15 protein-coding genes are annotated in these 15,471 nt (G+C 60.9%); 13 read left to right on the top strand and 2 right to left on the bottom strand.

Annotation, left to right across the window (positions count from 1 at the left end):
• Nucleotides 1–4: 4 nt before the first annotated feature.
• Together QFZ30_RS19255 and QFZ30_RS19260 are read right to left on the bottom strand one after the other, a co-directional pair.
• Nucleotides 5–1,282 (bottom strand): NAD(P)/FAD-dependent oxidoreductase, encoded by a 1,278-nt coding sequence (locus tag QFZ30_RS19255; RefSeq protein WP_307078984.1) that lies wholly within the window; start codon nt 1,280–1,282, stop codon nt 5–7.
• A 27-nt stretch (nt 1,283–1,309) separates the two neighbouring features.
• Entirely contained in the window at nt 1,310–1,984 is a 675-nt protein-coding gene (locus tag QFZ30_RS19260; RefSeq protein ID WP_307078986.1) for a haloacid dehalogenase type II, read from the bottom strand.
• Nucleotides 1,985–2,344: 360 nt separating this feature from the next.
• Here QFZ30_RS19260 and QFZ30_RS19265 point away from each other — a divergent pair, with 360 nt between their 5' ends.
• The 13 genes from QFZ30_RS19265 to QFZ30_RS19325 all read left to right on the top strand — a co-directional run bounded on the left by QFZ30_RS19265 (nt 2,345) and on the right by QFZ30_RS19325 (nt 15,223).
• Nucleotides 2,345–3,274: an ABC transporter substrate-binding protein gene (locus QFZ30_RS19265; protein WP_307078988.1), complete on the top strand. Its 930-nt coding sequence runs from the start codon at nt 2,345–2,347 to the stop codon at nt 3,272–3,274.
• Between the two features lie 48 nt (nt 3,275–3,322).
• Nucleotides 3,323–4,219: an amino acid ABC transporter permease gene (locus QFZ30_RS19270; RefSeq protein WP_307078990.1), complete on the top strand. Its 897-nt coding sequence runs from the start codon at nt 3,323–3,325 to the stop codon at nt 4,217–4,219.
• Nucleotides 4,216–4,983, top strand: coding sequence for an amino acid ABC transporter ATP-binding protein (locus QFZ30_RS19275; RefSeq protein ID WP_307078992.1), 768 nt, complete (start codon nt 4,216–4,218; stop codon nt 4,981–4,983). Before QFZ30_RS19270 ends, QFZ30_RS19275 begins: the two co-directional genes overlap by 4 nt.
• 2 nt (nt 4,984–4,985) lie before the next feature.
• Nucleotides 4,986–6,119: an N-methyl-L-tryptophan oxidase gene (solA, locus tag QFZ30_RS19280; protein ID WP_307078994.1), complete on the top strand. Its 1,134-nt coding sequence runs from the start codon at nt 4,986–4,988 to the stop codon at nt 6,117–6,119.
• Nucleotides 6,120–6,194: 75 nt separating this feature from the next.
• Nucleotides 6,195–7,448 carry an aspartate aminotransferase family protein gene (locus QFZ30_RS19285; protein ID WP_307078997.1) on the top strand — a complete coding sequence of 418 codons (1,254 nt, stop codon included), beginning with the start codon at nt 6,195–6,197 and terminating at the stop codon, nt 7,446–7,448.
• Between the two features lie 85 nt (nt 7,449–7,533).
• The gene (locus tag QFZ30_RS19290) at nt 7,534–8,988 is read left to right on the top strand and encodes an NAD-dependent succinate-semialdehyde dehydrogenase (RefSeq protein ID WP_307078999.1); all 1,455 of its coding nucleotides are present in this window, start codon (nt 7,534–7,536) and stop codon (nt 8,986–8,988) included.
• Nucleotides 8,989–9,031: 43 nt separating this feature from the next.
• Nucleotides 9,032–9,724, top strand: a complete 693-nt coding sequence (locus QFZ30_RS19295) for a GntR family transcriptional regulator (protein ID WP_307079001.1) — start codon at nt 9,032–9,034, stop codon at nt 9,722–9,724.
• 169 nt (nt 9,725–9,893) lie between these two features.
• A complete protein-coding gene (locus QFZ30_RS19300) occupies nt 9,894–10,811 on the top strand; it encodes an ABC transporter substrate-binding protein (RefSeq protein ID WP_307079002.1) in 918 nt (305 codons plus the stop codon).
• 45 nt (nt 10,812–10,856) lie between these two features.
• A complete protein-coding gene (locus tag QFZ30_RS19305) occupies nt 10,857–11,753 on the top strand; it encodes an amino acid ABC transporter permease (RefSeq protein WP_307079004.1) in 897 nt (298 codons plus the stop codon).
• Complete coding sequence (locus tag QFZ30_RS19310) at nt 11,750–12,517, top strand: amino acid ABC transporter ATP-binding protein (protein WP_307079006.1); 768 nt, start codon at nt 11,750–11,752, stop codon at nt 12,515–12,517. Before QFZ30_RS19305 ends, QFZ30_RS19310 begins: the two co-directional genes overlap by 4 nt.
• A 2-nt stretch (nt 12,518–12,519) precedes the next feature.
• Nucleotides 12,520–13,653: an N-methyl-L-tryptophan oxidase gene (solA, locus tag QFZ30_RS19315; RefSeq protein WP_307079008.1), complete on the top strand. Its 1,134-nt coding sequence runs from the start codon at nt 12,520–12,522 to the stop codon at nt 13,651–13,653.
• 123 nt (nt 13,654–13,776) lie between these two features.
• Nucleotides 13,777–14,472: a GntR family transcriptional regulator gene (locus QFZ30_RS19320; RefSeq protein WP_307079010.1), complete on the top strand. Its 696-nt coding sequence runs from the start codon at nt 13,777–13,779 to the stop codon at nt 14,470–14,472.
• Between the two features lie 529 nt (nt 14,473–15,001).
• A complete protein-coding gene (locus tag QFZ30_RS19325; RefSeq protein ID WP_307079012.1) occupies nt 15,002–15,223 on the top strand; it encodes a hypothetical protein in 222 nt (73 codons plus the stop codon).
• The last annotated feature ends 248 nt before the right edge of the window (nt 15,224–15,471 follow it).

Consider the following 15,471-nt stretch of genomic DNA (forward strand, 5'->3'; position numbering starts at 1 on the left):
ACGTCTACTTGACTCGGTCGATAATTTTTGCCGCTGCGCCGATGAAGGGCAGGAACCACGGCGGGCCGAAGTGGCCCGGCACGGGAGGATTCTTCAGGTCTTCCCACACGTTGGCGCTCTTGTCACCGGCCATGTAGTGGGCCATCCGCTTCCCCATGTGGGCGGCCATCTGTACGCCGTGTCCGCTGTAGCAGAGGGAGTAGAAGAGGCCGTCATGCTGGCCCGCATGAACCATCTGGTCCATGGAGAGGTCCACCAGGCCGCCCCAGATGTAGTCCACCTTGGCGTTGGAGAGGTATGGGAAGAGTTCGAGCATGGCCTTGCGGAGAATCTCGGCGCTCTTGACGTCCGAGTCCGGGCTGGACAGCGCGAAACGGGCCCGGCCGCCGAAGAGCAGCCTGTTATCCGGGGTGATCCGGAAATAGTAGGTCAGCATCTTGCTGTCCGAGGCCTGGCGGCGGTTTGGCAGGATACGGTGGACCACGTCTTCGGGCAGCGGGTCAGTGACAATGATGAAGCTTCCCACCGGAATGACGCGGCGCTGCAGCCACGGGGTGATGTTGCCGGTGTAGCCGCTGGTAGCCACCAAAACCTGTTTGGCCCTGGTGATGCCCCGGGTGGTGTGCACGTCGTGCACGGTGCCGGAAACCTTTTTCAGCTCGGTTACTGCCGAGTTCTCGCAGATATCCGCCCCGGCGGCAACAGCCGCCCCGGCCAGGCCATGCACGAACTTCCCCACGTGCAGACCCGCCCCGAGCGGGTCAACCATCGCTCCCTGGTAGAAGTCCGTGCCGATTTCGCTGTGGATCTCGGATTTCGGGATAACTGTGACATGGTGATCTGCCAGTTTGGCCAGCTTTTCCTGCGACTTCAGGAAGCCCTCGTAGTGGGACTTGTGGAAGGCGAGCGAGAGCTTTCCAAAGCGGTTGTAATCGCAGTCGATGCCATTGTCATGCACGAGCTTCTCGATGGTGTCGATGGCGTCGTTGTATTCCTGGAACATCTCCACGGCGCGGGTGGCGCCGTACCGCTTGACCGCGGTGCTGAAGCTGATAGCCAACCCGGTCGTCGCCATTCCCCCATTACGTCCCGATGCGCCCCACCCAACAGTGTGGCGTTCGAAAACGGCAACGCTCGCGCCCTGCTTGGCAAATTCAATGGCCGCGGACAGCCCGGTAAATCCGGCGCCGATGATTGCCACATCGACATTCTCCGGTACCGGAGTCTGCCGGTAGTCTCCGGATGCTTCGGCTGTGTCCAGCCAGTAAGGAATGAGTTTCACGGTTTGACCTTTCGCCTCGGAGTCGGTTTAGAGACCGAGGTGCTTGTTGATCTCGTCCAGGGATTTAGCAGTGTTGAGGTCATAGCCCGGGCCGATGGGGTCATAGCCACGGTCCAGCATCCAGAGGTTCCGGAAACCCATGTCGTGCATCGGATGCATGTCATAGCGTGTGTGCGACGAGATGTGCAGGAAGTCCTCCGGCTTGGCGTTCAGGGTGTCCAGCATGTACTCGAACGCCTGGTAGCGCGGCTTGTAGGCCTGGGCCTGCTCAGCGGTGAACACGGCGTGGAAGTCCGCGCCGAGCTTGGGAATGCTGATGTCCAGGAAGCTGGTGTCGGCGTTGGACAGAGCCACCAGCTGGTAGTTATCGCCCATGAGCTTCAGCGGTGCCGGCACGTCCTCGTGGGCAACCCAGCCGCGCACAGCCTCAGCGAACGCTGCGCCGGCGCCTTCGGTCGGCCCAATGCCCCAGCGCTTGCACACCCGGTCAAAGGAATCCTGGAGGATCGCCTCGTAGGGCTTGTAGTCGCCGCAGACCTCGTCGAACCGGTACCCGCGGAACTGCTTCTTGAAGGCAGGCCACTGCTCTTCTGAGATGCGGCCATCGAGCAGGCGACGCGTGGTCGGATCAATGTCGAAGTTGATGAGAGTGCCGTAGATATCAAAAGAGATGTACTTCGGCCGGAGGTTCGTGTCTGCCATGATTCGTCCGTTTCATTCGGTCTTGAACGGGAGGCCCGGATGTATGGCCTGCCGCTTTCCTGTGGTCTGCGCCAGCGGGTTCCTGGGGTTCATCAGGGCTTCTTTGCCGGCTCTTCTCGACTCTAGATCCGATGATTGTAGATTGTCAACAGTTCTTAGTGAGATTCTTTCGCAACTAGTGAGCAGATGAAAAATAGTCAATTTATTTATCGTCAATTGTTGACAATCAGCGATCTTGACTGTTGCATTGCTTTAGATGCGGAACGAGATCCTGATCACAACCGCATGGAAGCAATACCCAAAGACTGCCCCCAATCTCAGCAAATCAACAACAGCTGAAACCATTCGAAGGGAAGCACCATGAAGACCATCAACAAAGTTCAGACCGCAGCCGCAGGGCTCGCCGTCGTTTTCGCCTTGAGCGCCTGTGGCGGCGCGGCCACCGGCACTCCGGGATCTGAGGAAACTAAGTCACTCACCAACAACACCACCGACGTCTCGGAGGGTGTTCAGCCGGATGCGGCTGCCGTGGCACTGCTGCCGCAGTCCTTCAAGGACAAGGGCGAGTTGACGGTCGCGATGGACCTGCACTACCCGCCGACGACGTTCCTTGCGGAGGACAACCAGACCCCGATCGGGCTCAACCCGGACATCGCCCGCTTGGTAGCGAAGAAGCTTGACCTGAAGCTGAAGTTCGTGGACACGAAGTTCGACACGATCGTCCCCGGACTCGACGGTGGCCGATACGATTTCACCGCCACGACCATGTCCAAGACCGAGGAGCGGCTCAAGGTCCTGGACATGATCGACTACTTCAAGGCCGGCACCTCTGTGGCTGCGGCCGCGGGGAACCCGCTGAACCTCACCGTGGAGACACTGTGCGGGAAGAACATCGCCGTCACCCAGGGTTCGACCGGCCAGCTCAAGCGCCTCCCGGCCCTGAACGAGCAGACCTGCACCTCCAAGGGACAGCCGGCGATCAATGCCGTGACGCTGCCCAACGTCCAGGAGGCCCTGACCCAGCTGCACTCCAAGCGGATCGACGGCGTCCTCTATGACACGACCTCGCTCGCGTGGGCAGAGAAGCAGCAGCCGGGCTCCTTCACCATCATCGGCCAGGTCAACGTCGGCAACAGCGACGTGACCGCCGTCGGACTGAAGAAGGGCTCGCCGCTGACCCCGGCCTTCCAGACAGCGCTCCAGTCCGTCCTTGGGACCCCGGAGTACAAGGAGTCCCTGGAGACCTGGGGTCTGGACTCCGGGGCCATCACCGACGCCAAGCTGAACTAGCGGGGCGCCATTATGGTCACAGCTACCAACAGAGAAAGTAGAACAACGGTGAGCAGCATTGATCCAGCCCTCAAGCCACGGCTTCGGCTTCGGACCCGCTCCGAGTACGCGGGATGGGTCCTCAGCATTCTCCTCGGCATCGGGATCCTCACCTCCGTCCTGACCAACCCGAACTTCAAGTGGGGTGTGGTGGCCCAGTACTTCACGCATGAATCCATTCTTCGTGGTCTGATGCTCACCATTTTCCTCACGGTTGCGAGCATGACTTTGGGAACGCTGCTGGGGCTGGGCCTGGCGATCATGCGTTCCTCCAAGGTGAAGCCGGTTTCCATCGCCGCGGGACTCTACATCACGCTGTTCCGCGGCACCCCGGTCCTGGTGCAGCTGATCTTCTGGTTCAACATCTCCGCCCTCTACCCGGACCTGTTCATCGGCATCCCGTTCACGGACATCGGCACCGCCGTGGACATGAATGCGATCATGGGGCCGATCACCGCGGCCTTGGTGGGCCTGACCCTCAATGAGGCCGCCTACATGGCCGAGATCATCCGCGGCGGGTTCTCCTCAGTGGGCAAGGGCCAGCTCGAGGCCGCCGACTCCCTGGGGATGAGCGCCGGCATGAGGATGCGCAAGGTCATCATCCCCCAGGCGATGCCTTCCATCATCCCCGCGACCGGTAACCAGGTCATCGGCATGTTCAAGGGAACCTCCCTGGTCAGCGTCCTCGGTGTGGCCGAGCTGCTCCAAAGCGCGCAGCTCATTTATGCCCGCACCTACGAGACCATCCCGCTGCTGTTGGTTGCCAGCCTCTGGTACCTCGTGATGACCCTGCTGCTGAGTTACCCGCAGTCCAAGCTCGAGCAGAAATACTCCCGTTCAGCCTCCCGGCTTCCCCGGAAAGCGAAACCCGTTGTGCTGACTGACCCGGAAGGCGCTGCCCGATGAGCAACGACGGCACCATTCTTGCCCAGAAAATCCGAAAGTCCTTCGGACCCAAAACAGTCCTCAAAGACATCAACCTGGAGATCGCCAGCGGAGAGATCTGCTGCATCATCGGCCCCAGCGGCTCCGGCAAATCCACCATCCTGCGCTGCATCAACGGCCTGGAAACCGTGGACTCAGGAGTCCTGAAAGTCAACGGCGAAGACTTCGGCTACTACGAAACCGACACCGCCTACCACGCCCTGCCACCCAAAAAACTCGCTGAGCAGCGCACCAGGGTCGGCATGGTGTTCCAGTCCTTCAACCTCTTCCCCAACATGACCGCCCAGGAAAACATCATGTCCGGACCCGTCCTGGTCAAAGGCCAGGACAAGAAACAGGCCGGCAAGCGGGCGCACGAACTGCTCGCCAGCGTCGGACTGGCCGGGTTCGGGGACTACTACCCCGCCCAGCTCTCCGGCGGGCAGCAGCAGCGCGTGGCGATCGCACGGTCCCTGGCCATGGACCCGGAGATCATGCTCTTCGATGAACCGACCTCAGCACTGGACCCCGAAAAAGTCGGCGAAGTCCTGGCGGTCATGAAGCAGCTCGCCAAAAAGGGCATGACCATGGTCGTCGTCACCCACGAAATGGGCTTCGCCCGCGAAGTGGCCGACTCGCTGATCTTCATGGACGACGGCTACGTCGTTGAACGCGGAGATGCCCGCGAGGTTCTTTCCAACCCGCAGGAAGCCCGCACCCAGGCCTTCCTGGAACAGGTGCTCTAACCATGGACGGAAAGCTCGCCGTCATCGGCCTGGGCAGCATCGGATCCATGGCCCTCTGGCAGGCCTCCCGCCTGTCCGATTCCGTCACCGGCTTCGAGGCCCAGGCACCCGCCCATGCCCGCAGTGCCGTGGGCGGGGACACCCGGCTCTTCCGCATGCTCTACCGCGGAGTGCCTGACTTCTACCCCATCCTGGAGCGTTCACGGGATCTCTGGGCCGAACTCGAAGCCGAAACCGGCCAGAACATCCTGACCCGCTGCGGCGGACTCTCCATCGGCACCAAAGATGGGCCCTACATCCCCCCGCTCCTGGAAACCACCAGGACCAACGGCGCCGAACACGAAATCCTCAGCCGCGAGGAGATGGCCCAACGCTACCCGCAGCACAACCTCCGCCCGGACGACGTCGCCGTCTACGACCCCCACGGCGGCGCCCTGCGCACCGACCGTGCGGTCACGGCGGCGGTTGCAGCCGCCCAGTCGAACGGCGCAACGATCCACACCAACACACCGATCGACAGCATCATGGAAACCGGCGATGGCGTGGTCATCACCTCCGGCGGGAAAACCTGGACCTTCGAAAACGTCATCGTCTCCTCAGGCGGCTGGTCCCAGCGCCTGATGCCCGACTACCTGAAGGCGGCAACGGAGATCAAACGGTGCTACCTGTCCTGGTTTGTCGCCCGGGACGCAGCGGAGTTCACGCCGGAGAAGTTTCCCATTTTCATCCGGATCTCCGGGGACCGCTCCATGTACGGCGCTCCCGCCGTCGATGGGGCGACCGTCAAGGCAACCCTTGATGGCAGGGGAGCACCAACACCGCAGGCGGATTCGGTCCCCCGGGACCTAACACCCGCGGAAATCTCGGAAACCATGGACACGGTCACTGAATTCTTCCCCGGGCTGTTCCCCAACATTGTTCGCTCGGATGCCTTTCCGGACCTCTTCACCTCGGATGGGAAGCCTCTGATCGGACACCTGAACGACCAGAGCAAAATCTACCTCGCCACGGGCTTTTCCGGCGGGGGCTTCAAAATGGCTACGGGTTACGGAGAGATCGCCGCAACCGAAGCCTTGAGCAAGCGGACCTTTGAGGGCCTGGATTTCGTCAGGCCCGAACGTTTCAAGACGAGCTAGCTCGCCAACAAGCACTTGATGCGGATCACTCCGCACATTGTTGACAATCTACAACCCCTACGAAAGTATGAAGCCATGGCAACTCTCAGTCCCCTCCTCAAGCAAGCTACTCCAGTCGTCGTGGACCATGCCCTCGGCAGCTGGATCCACGCGACCGACGGCAAAAAGTACCTCGATTTCACCACTGGAATCGGTGTCACCAGCACAGGTCACTGCCACCCCGACGTCGTAGCGGCAGCACGCGAGCAGGTGGGCAAGATTGTCCATGCCCAGTACACCACCGTGATGCACAAGCCCTTGCTTGAGCTGACCGAAAAACTGGGGGAATTCCTGCCCACGGGGCTGGACAGCGTTTTCTATGCCACGTCCGGCTCCGAGGCAGTGGAAGCTTCAGTACGCCTGGCACGCATGGCCACCGGGCGTCCGAACATCATCTCCTTCCACGGTGGCTTCCACGGCCGGACGGTGGGAGCTGCTTCGCTCACCACGGCGGGCACGAAGTTCCGTTCAGGCTTCTCCCCCCTCATGGGCGGAGTGCACATCGCACCCTTCCCGCACTCCTACCGCTACGGCTGGGATGAGGAAACTGCAGTCAACTTCGCCCTGAAAGAACTGGACCACCTCCTCCTGAGCATCAGCAGCCCCGCAGACACAGCGGGCTTCATCATTGAACCCGTCCTGGGCGACGGCGGCTACATCCCCACTCCCCCTGCCTTCCTGCAGGGACTGCGGGAACGCGCTGACCGCCACGGAATCGTACTCATCCTCGATGAGGTCCAGGCTGGCGTAGGACGGACGGGAAAGTTCTGGGGCCACGATTGGGCAGGTATCACTCCCGACGTGGTTATCACCGCGAAGGGCCTCGCCAGCGGCTTCCCGATCTCAGCCATCGCCGCCTCGACCGAACTGATGGGCAAGGCCTGGGCGGGCTCACAGGGCGGCACCTACGGCGGAAACGCCGTAGCAGCTGCAGCAGGCGTCGCAACCCTGGGCGTCATCGAGCGCGAGAACCTGGTAGAGAATGCCCTGCTTCGGGGCGATGAACTGCGCGCAGGACTTGACAAGCTCAAGACAGAATTCGCCGGCATCGGAAATGTCCGCGGCCGCGGCCTCATGCAGGGCGTCGAGTTCACCGCTGCGGACAACACGCCTGATGCTGCCACAGCCTTGGCTGTCCAGCAAGCAGCAATCAACGAAGAACTGCTCCTCCTCACCTGCGGTCCGCACGGAAATGTCGTCCGCATCATCCCCGCGCTCAACGTCAGCAGCGACGAGATCCAGGCTGGGCTGACCAGGTTCACCCAGGCGCTGAAGACGGCCACCTCCTAATACAACCCAAGGCTCGGATTTCGCCGGGGCGGAACCAACACACCGCCCCGGCGAAATCCCTTCCCTACGACACTGAAAGCGTGACATGAGTCTCTCATTTGATCCCACCACTCTTCATACTGACTTGTTCATCGACGGTGAGTGGCGGAAGGCTACTGGCGAAGCCACTTTCGCCGTCGAAAACCCGGCAACGAACGAAGTCATCGCCCACGTGGCCGATGGCGGGCCTGAAGATGCAGCCCTGGCCATTCAGGCTGCCGGCCGCGCCCAGGCAGAGTGGGGCAAATCCACTCCCAGGGAACGGGCCGACATCCTGCGCCGCGCCTTTGAGCTGGTGATTGCCAACACCGACAGACTGGCCGCGATCATGACCGCCGAAATGGGCAAGCCGCTGGCCGAAGCCAAGGGCGAGGTAGCCTACGGCGCCGAAATGCTCCGCTGGTTCTCCGAAGAGGCCGTCCGCATCGGCGGCGACAGCACCACCTCGGTGGACGGCAACACCCGGATCCTGATCACCAAGGAACCCGTTGGCCCCTCCGTGCTGGTGACCCCGTGGAACTTCCCGCTGGCCATGGGCGCCCGCAAGATCGCCCCGGCCGTCGCCGCCGGCTGCACCATGGTGTTCAAGCCCGCGGAACTGACACCGCTGACCTCCCTGGCCCTGGTGGAGATCTTCAAGCAGGCGGGCCTCCCTGACGGTGTACTGAACGTCGTCACCACCGCCAGCGCCGCCCCCGTGGTGGAGAACTGGACCAGCAGCGGCATCGCACGCAAGATCAGCTTCACCGGCTCCACCGGCGTCGGCAAGATCCTGCTGCGCCAGGCAGCCGAGAACGTCATGCGCTCCTCAATGGAACTGGGCGGAAACGCCCCCTTCATCGTCCTGGCTGACGCAGACATCGAGAAGGCCGTCGACGGAGCCATGAAGGCCAAGATGCGCAACATGGGTGAAGCGTGCACCGCAGCCAACCGCTTCTTCGTGCACCGCTCAGTAGTGCAGGAGTTCAGCGAGAAGTTCGCCAAGAAAATGTCCGAACTGCAGGTAGGCAACGGCACCCTGGAGGGAACCGAGGTGGGTCCCCTGATCGAACAGAAGGGCCTGGACAAGGTCGAAAACCTCGTGGCTGACGCGGTCAACAAGGGTGCACGCGTCCTGACCGGCGGAAGCCGCCCCGAAGGCCCTGGCTACTTCTACACGCCCACCGTCCTGACCGACGTGCCCCTGAATGCCGACCTGATGAGCACCGAAATCTTCGGACCCGTCGCAGCCATCACTCCCTTCGACAGCGAGGATGACGTGTTGCGCGTGGCCAACGACACCGAATGGGGCCTGGTTGGCTACGTGTTCACTGAAAGCACGAACAAGGCCCTGCGTTTCTCCGCAGAACTCGAAGTGGGAATGGTCGGCATCAACACTGGCCTCGTTTCCAACCCGATAGCACCCTTCGGCGGCGTCAAGCAGTCCGGGCTCGGGCGCGAAGGCGGCAAGATCGGCATTGAAGAGTTTCTTGAGTATAAGTACACCGCAATAGCAATCTAGAAAAATATGCAGTATGCCGAAGAGTGAGATGAGGGGGATGTCAATGGCGGCACCAGGAGCGCTGTTTGCACTGGAGGGAAGACCCACGGCGCAGCTGATCGCCGATCAGTTGCGGGAACAAATCGTCCAGGGGATGTTCCGGCCCGGAGAGCAGATCAATGAGTCTGTCCTGGCAAGCCAGCTAAGCACATCCAGGGGGCCTGTCCGTGAAGCGTTGCAGCGGCTGTGCCAGGAAGGGATACTTATCAGCCGGCGGAATCGGGGTGTCTTCGTCCTGGAGTTGGCCACCGATGACATCCGAGAGATTTATGCCGTGCGTGAGGCTGTGGAATCGACCGCTGCAGACGCGCTGCTGGATGCCGGCCAGGAACAGGTCAAGGACACCTGCCAGGCCTTGGAGGCCACCATCAGTGACATGGCGAAGCAGGTTGCCGTGTCGGACTGGCAGGCGATTGCGCGGCTCGATATGCAATTCCACACCTCCTTCGTGGCCGGCGCAGGCAACACACGCCTGATCCGGATCTACGAGACCCTCGCAGCCGAATCCAGGATGTGCATACTCAACCTGGCCGTCGCCTACCCCCGCATCGACGTCCTGGTGCAGGAACACCAGAACCTACTGGATCTGCTCGAGGCGGGCGACAGGGAAGAACTTCACAAAGCCATCAAACGCCACATGGAAAAGGCCGTTGAGGATCTCACCGCCACAAGGGAAGAGACGGACGTCACCGTCTGAAACTCTCATCCGCCATTCAGAAAGAGAAGGCCAGATCCGTTTGGATCTGGCCTTCTCTTTTGCCACACCAAAGATAATCCCTGTAAATTGTCGACAATCCGCCACGAGAGTGGTTGCATTGTAGGTACGGACACATGGCCGTAACGTTTTCAAGGAGACTGCGACGAAGATGAGAATCAAGGTCCAGGCTGCCGTTGCAGGATTGGCAGTTTTTCTGGCGCTAACCGCGTGCGGGCCAGGTGGTAGTGATTCGGCGCAGGAAGGCTCCAAAACATCGAATACGGCTGACATCTCCGAAGGCGTTCAGCCAGACCAGGCAGCGGTTGCCTTGTTGCCACAGTCTTACAAGGACAAGGGCGAGCTGACGGTCGCGATGGACCTGCATTATCCCCCGACCACCTTCCTGGCGGATGACAATACAACCCCCATTGGCCTGAACCCGGATATGGCGCGGCTGGTGGCGAAGAAGCTTGGGCTCAAGCTGAAGTTCGAGAACACTGCGTTCGACACGATCATTCCCGGTATCGACGGGGGCCGCTACGACTTCACCGCAACCACCATGTCCCCCACGGCAGAGCGGCTCAAGGTGCTGGACATGATCGATTATTTCAATGGAGGAGTTTCCGTTGCCGTGAGCGCAGGCAATCCCCTGAACATCAGCAACGATGCCATGTGCGGCAAGAACATTGCGGTGACGAAGGGCTCGAATGCCCAGCTGAAGCACCTGCCGAACGTCTCGGAGTGGACCTGCACGTCCCAGGGCAAGCCAGCCATCAACGGCGTCACGCTTCCCAATATCCAGGAAGCGCTGACGCAACTCTCCTCCAAGCGAGTCGACGGCGTCTTCTACGACACCGTTTCACTCGTATGGGCCGACGAGCAGCAGCCGAACACCTTCACGATTCTGACTCCGCAGGTGGATACACGGTCCGACCACGTGGTAGCCATGGCGCTGAAAAAAGGATCGCCGCTGACGCCGGCACTGCAGGCAGCCGTTCAGTCCGTCCTTGAGAGCCCGGAATACAAGAAGTCCCTTGAGACGTGGGGACTCGAAGCAGGCGCCATCACCGAGGCCAAGCTCAACTAGAGAGACGCCGTGCAGAAATTCATTCGTCAAAGGAGTGACGCCACAGTGAGTGCAATTGACCCGGCGCTCAAGCCAAGGCTTCGGCGGCGAAGTGCCTTTGAGTACGTCGCTTGGGTTGTGTGCAGCCTTTTGGCCTTGGGCATCCTGATCTCCGTATCAACCAATCCCAACTTCAAATGGGGTGTGGTTGCAAGGTACTTCACCCACGAAACGATTCTTCGTGGTCTGATGCTCACGATTTTCCTGACCTTTGCCAGCATGGCCCTTGGAACGCTCCTGGGGCTCGTGCTCGCGATCATGAGGGCCTCAAGGATCAAACCGATTGCAGCCACCGCGGGCGTCTACATCACCCTGTTCCGCGGCACCCCGGTCCTGGTGCAGCTGATCTTTTGGTTCAATGTCGCGGCGCTGTACCCGAACCTGTCCATCGGAATTCCGTTCACGGACATCAGCACCGCCATCGACGTGAACGCCCTGATGGCACCCATCACGGCAGCCTTGATCGGCTTGACCCTCAACGAAGCCGCGTACATGGCCGAAATCATCCGAGGCGGATTCTCGTCGGTCGGCACGGGCCAGATCGAAGCCGCCGACTCCCTGGGCATGAGCGCCGCCACGAAAATGCGCAAGGTCATCATCCCCCAGGCGATGCCCTCGATCATCCCCGCGACCGGAAACCAGGTCATCGGCATGTTCAAGGAAACCTCCCTCGTCAGCGTGCTGGGCGTCGCCGAACTGCTCCAAAGCGCCCAGCTGATCTACGCCCGCACGTACGAGACCATCCCGCTGCTCATCGTTGCCAGCCTCTGGTACCTCGTGATGACCCTGTTGCTGAGCTACCCGCAGTCCAAGCTCGAGCAGAAATACTCCCGTTCAACTTCCCGGCTTCCCCGGAAGGCGAAACCCGTCGTGCTGACTGACCCGGAAGGTATCGCGCGATGAGTACTGACGGCACCATTCTTGCCCAGAAAATCCGCAAGTCCTTCGGACCCAAAACAGTCCTCAAAGACATCAACCTGGAGATCGCCAGCGGAGAGATCTGCTGCATCATCGGCCCCAGCGGCTCCGGAAAGTCCACTGTCCTGCGCTGCATCAACGGCCTGGAGACCGTCGATTCGGGGGTCCTGAAAGTCAACGGCGAGGACTTCGGCTACTACGAAACAGAGCACGCCTATCACGCGGTGAGCCCGAAGAGGCTTGCCGCGCAGCGCACCAGGGTTGGCATGGTGTTCCAGCAGTTCAACCTCTTTCCCAACATGACGGCACACGAGAACATCATGTCCGGCCCCGTATTGGTGAAACATGCTGACAAGCAAGTAGCCGGTAAGGAGGCCCACCAACTGCTGACCAGCGTGGGCTTGAGCGGGTTCGGGGACTACTACCCCGCCCAATTGTCGGGCGGGCAGCAACAACGAGTGGCCATCGCCCGGTCCCTGGCGATGGATCCCCTGATCATGCTCTTCGATGAACCGACCTCAGCACTGGACCCCGAAAAAGTCGGCGAAGTGCTGGCCGTCATGCGGGACCTCGCGAAGAAGGGCATGACCATGGTGGTGGTCACGCACGAAATGGGCTTCGCCCGCGAAGTGGCCGACTCCCTGATCTTTATGGACGACGGCTACATCGTCGAACGCGGCGACGCCCGGGAAGTCCTGTCCAACCCCAAGGAACCCCGCACACAGTCATTCCTGGAGAAGGTGCTCTAACCGTGGATGGAAAGCTCGCCGTCATCGGCCTCGGCAGCATCGGAAGCATGGCCTTGTGGCAGGCTTCCCGCCTGTCCGATTCGGTGGTCGGGTTCGAAGCAGCTTCTCCTGGCCATGCCCGCAGTGCCGTGGGCGGTGACACCCGGCTGTTCAGGATGCTCTACCGGGGAACACAAAGCTACTACCCCATCCTTCAACGATCCCGCAGCCTCTGGGCCGAGCTCGAAGCCGAAACGGGGCAGAACATCTTCATCCGCTGCGGCGGACTGTCTATCGGAACCACCGGTGGGCCCTACATTCCCAAGCTCCTGGAAACCACCAGGATCAACGGCGCGGATCACGAAATCCTCAGCCGCGAAGAGATGGCCGAACGCTACCCGCAGCACAACCTCCGCCCGGACGACGTCGCCGTCTACGACCCGCACGCCGGCGCCCTGCGCACCGACCGTGCGGTCACGGCGGCAGTTGCGGCAGCCCAGGCCAACGGCGCAACATTCCACACCAACACCCCGACTGATGGAATCCAGGAAACGGACGACGGCGTCACCGTCACCTCCGGCGACAAGTCCTGGACGTTCGAGAACGTCATCGTCTCCTCGGGCGGCTGGTCCCAACGGCTGATGCCGGACTTCCTGCAGAAGTCCACGGAGCCGTACCGGATCTATCTCACCTGGTTCGTGGCCCGGGATCCAGCAGAGTTTTCGCCGGAACGGTTCCCCATCTTCATCAGGATTTCCGGAGAACGCTCCATGTACGGAGCGCCGAGCGTGGATGGTGTGACGGTCAAGGCAACCCTTGATGGCCGCGGAGCACCAACACCGCAGGCGGATCCAGTCCCGCGGGACCTGACATCCGCGGAAATCTCGGAAACCATGGAGACAGTCACCGAGTTCTTCCCAGGCCTCTTCCCCAATATCGTCCGCTCGGACGCCTTCCCGGACCTCTACACGAAGGACGGGCATGCATTACTCGGCCCGCTGAACGACCAGAGCAGAATCTACTGCGCCACCGGGTTCTCCGGCGGAGGCTTCAAAATGGCACCAGGCTACGGCGAAATCGCCGCAAGCGAAGCCTTAGGCAAGCGGTCCTTCGACGGCCTCGATTTCGTGCGGCCCCAACGCTACAAGAGCATTTAATGCGACCATCCCAGGAAAGGCGACTTCGACAAAGCCTCGTGACCGATATGGTCTCCAAGGGTTCACGAGTCCAATAGTGTCTATGAAATGCAGTAGGCCCAAGAGTGAAGTGAGGGAATAGCAATGGCGGCAACCAAAGGACTATTTACACTGGAGGGAAGACCCACGGCGCAGCTGATCGCCGATCAGCTGCGGGAACAAATCGTCCAGGGGATCTTCCGTCCGGGAGAGCAGATCAATGAGTCTGTCCTGGCAAGCCAGCTAAGCACATCCAGGGGCCCGGTCCGTGAGGCGTTGCAGCGGCTGTCCCAGGAGGGAATCCTGGTCAGCCATCGCAACCGCGGAGTATTCGTCCTGGAGCTTTCAGACGACGACGTCAGGGAGATATATGCGGTCCGCCTGGCTGTGGAATCAACCGCAGCAGACGCGCTGCTGGATGCTGGCCAGGAGCAGGTCAAGGACACCTGCCAGGCCTTGAAGGCCATCATCAGTGACATGGCGAAGCAGGTTGCCGTGTCGGACTGGCAGGCGATTGCGCGGCTCGATATGCAATTCCACACCTCCTTCGTGGCCGGGGCGGGCAACACACGCCTGATCCGGATCTACGAGACCCTCGCCTCTGAATCGAGGATGTGCATTCTCAACCTGGCCGTCGCCTACCCCCGCGTCGACGTCTTGGTGCAGGAACATCAGAACCTCCTCGATCTGCTCGAGGCAGGCAACAGAAAAGAACTCCACAAAGCCATCAAACAGCACATGCACAAGGCCGTTGAGGATCTCACCGCGCCGCCCACGGAAGAGAACGAAAGCACCGCCTAGTATTCTCCAGCAGCCGACCCGGGGTGTCTTGAGGCCTTCCCGTGCCCAAAGTCGCAGGGGACACCTCGGTCTGCCCGGCCGTAACCGAGGTCTCGAGCTGCACCTTGTACGTTTCTGCCTTCATTGGACGGACACAATTTCGTCCTAGCAATTGTCAACAATCGACGATAGACTTTGAAGTGTGAATTTTGCCTTGACGTACGGGCCGAAGACGTCCCGAATGCGGACCAGAAGAACAGGAGCAAAGAGAATGCTGCAAAGAAATCGGGTATCCATGTGGGCGTCCCTTCAGCGGGGTGACGCCGTCACTCTTAGCCAGCGAGGCGTGGAGTGCCACAAGGGTTTTGTTGATGAGCGGACTGAAGATGGACAAACGATTTGGGTGATAGACAAAATCGGTGATCGTCGTCTTTTTCATATCGAGGACGACTGCGACTTGCAGGTTTCTGAAAATGTCCATGCGAGCTAAAAGGTCTCATGGAGTGGCTGGCTTGAGGCGCATCGTCGGACCCTTCACCCTGGGAGCGTCATGGTCAGCCTGATCGTGCTCATCGCCGCGGCGCTGCTGACCAGCGCTAGCGCAGCCGCGTACGTTCCACAGTCCGCTGCAGACGCAGGTGCACGTGCAGGTGCAGGTGCAAAGCTCCGGAGGAGATTCAAAAATCAGGGCCTCGTTCAGCTCAGTGCCGGAATCCTTGCCCTGGGTTCCATCCTCGTTGCCGTTCATGTCCAACTGGGCTCGTTCCGGTGATCGGGGCAGCACGCAGTATCTCCATGGATCCCCTCCGGAACAGCCCCAAACAGGCGCCTGCCGGAGTTCCCCGGCCCCAAGGAGCGGAATTGATTTTCCATGACCCCCTCCATACTCCAGAGCCTGAGCAGGAGCCAGTCCGCTCCGGCGTCCCGATGACGCCCCTGCATGGTTCTCCCAAACCGAAACGCCTGAAGAAGAAAGGGCCGGCTACGCGGGCCGACCGGCTGGAAGCAGTTTCGAGGGAA

The sequence above is a fragment of the Arthrobacter pascens genome, from assembly GCF_030815585.1.
Taxonomy (GTDB): Bacteria; Actinomycetota; Actinomycetes; order Actinomycetales; family Micrococcaceae; genus Arthrobacter; species Arthrobacter pascens_A.

Coding starts and splice junctions, on each gene's coding strand:
- QFZ30_RS19260 (WP_307078986.1), bottom strand. CDS start 1,984: ATGGCAGACACGAACCTCCGGCCGAAGTACATCTCTTTTGATATCTAC.
- QFZ30_RS19265 (WP_307078988.1), top strand. CDS start 2,345: ATGAAGACCATCAACAAAGTTCAGACCGCAGCCGCAGGGCTCGCCGTC.
- QFZ30_RS19275 (WP_307078992.1), top strand. CDS start 4,216: ATGAGCAACGACGGCACCATTCTTGCCCAGAAAATCCGAAAGTCCTTC.
- solA (WP_307078994.1), top strand. CDS start 4,986: ATGGACGGAAAGCTCGCCGTCATCGGCCTGGGCAGCATCGGATCCATG.
- QFZ30_RS19285 (WP_307078997.1), top strand. CDS start 6,195: ATGGCAACTCTCAGTCCCCTCCTCAAGCAAGCTACTCCAGTCGTCGTG.
- QFZ30_RS19290 (WP_307078999.1), top strand. CDS start 7,534: ATGAGTCTCTCATTTGATCCCACCACTCTTCATACTGACTTGTTCATC.
- QFZ30_RS19295 (WP_307079001.1), top strand. CDS start 9,032: ATGGCGGCACCAGGAGCGCTGTTTGCACTGGAGGGAAGACCCACGGCG.
- QFZ30_RS19300 (WP_307079002.1), top strand. CDS start 9,894: ATGAGAATCAAGGTCCAGGCTGCCGTTGCAGGATTGGCAGTTTTTCTG.
- QFZ30_RS19310 (WP_307079006.1), top strand. CDS start 11,750: ATGAGTACTGACGGCACCATTCTTGCCCAGAAAATCCGCAAGTCCTTC.
- QFZ30_RS19320 (WP_307079010.1), top strand. CDS start 13,777: ATGGCGGCAACCAAAGGACTATTTACACTGGAGGGAAGACCCACGGCG.
- QFZ30_RS19325 (WP_307079012.1), top strand. CDS start 15,002: ATGGTCAGCCTGATCGTGCTCATCGCCGCGGCGCTGCTGACCAGCGCT.